Origin of the sequence: Actinomadura formosensis NBRC 14204, assembly GCF_001552155.1 — a bacterium.
GTDB lineage: Bacteria > Actinomycetota > Actinomycetes > Streptosporangiales > Streptosporangiaceae > Spirillospora > Spirillospora formosensis.
This window is the reverse complement of the sequence record NZ_BCQQ01000314.1, coordinates 1-900: the sequence shown is the minus strand read 5'-3', so window position 1 is coordinate 900 and position 900 is coordinate 1. Positions and strand designations below refer to the sequence as shown.

Annotated in this window: 1 protein-coding gene; it reads right to left on the bottom strand. The window is 75.3% G+C overall.

Features of this window, described 5'->3' with window-relative positions:
- On the bottom strand, nt 1-874 hold an 874-nt coding region (locus tag AF1_RS32705), incomplete at its 3' end, for a beta-ketoacyl reductase (RefSeq protein ID WP_217999882.1).
- Between the last annotated feature and the right edge of the window lie 26 nt (nt 875-900).

Below are 900 nucleotides of genomic sequence, written 5' to 3'. Positions count from 1 at the left end.
TACCGCCCGCCGCCGCATCGGCACGCACCCCGCGCAGGTCGAGCTTGGCGGGCACCAGCAGCGACCGGTCGGAGCCGATCGCGGCGTCGAACAGGTCCATGCCTTCGGCCTGCGTCATCAGCCGCAGGCCGCCGCGCCGGTTCATCCGGGCCCGGGTGAGGTCGTCGGTGCCGGCGGCCATGCCGGTGGTCTGGCCCCACAGACCCCACGCCAGGGACAGCCCCGGCAGGCCCGCCGCCCGACGGTTGGCCATCAACCCGTCCAGGTACGCGTTCGCGGCCGCGTAGCCGCCGCTGCCCGCGCCCATGAAGACCGACGAGACCGAGGAGTAGACGACGAACGCGTCGAGGTCCATGCCGCGGGTCAGCTCGTCCAGGTGCCGTACCGCGTCGACCTTCGGCGCGAACACGGTGGCGAGCCGGTCCGGGGTCAGCGTCCCGATCACCCCGGCGTCGAGGACGCCGGCCGTGTGCACGACACCGGTCAGGCGGTGCTCGTCCCGGACGGACGCCAGCAGCGCCGCCACCTGCTCGCGGTCGGAGAGGTCGCAAGCCACCGCGGACACCTCCGCGCCCTGCCCGGTCAGCTCGGCGACCAGGTCATCGACGCCGTCGGCGGCCGGACCCCGCCGGCTGGCCAGCACCAGCCGCTGCACACCGTGCCGGGCCACCAGGTGCCGGGCCACCAGCCCACCCAGGGCGCCCGCGCCCGAGACCAGCACCGTCCCGTCCGGCCCGAACACGGCGGGCGCATCCGTGGGCTGCGCCGCGCGGGCGAGCCGGGGCACCGAGAAGGTCGTGCCGCGCACCGCGACCTGCGGCTCACCGGTCGCCAGCACCGCACCCAGCACGGAACCGACCCCACCATCGGACACCGGGTCGAGATCCACCAGCACAACCC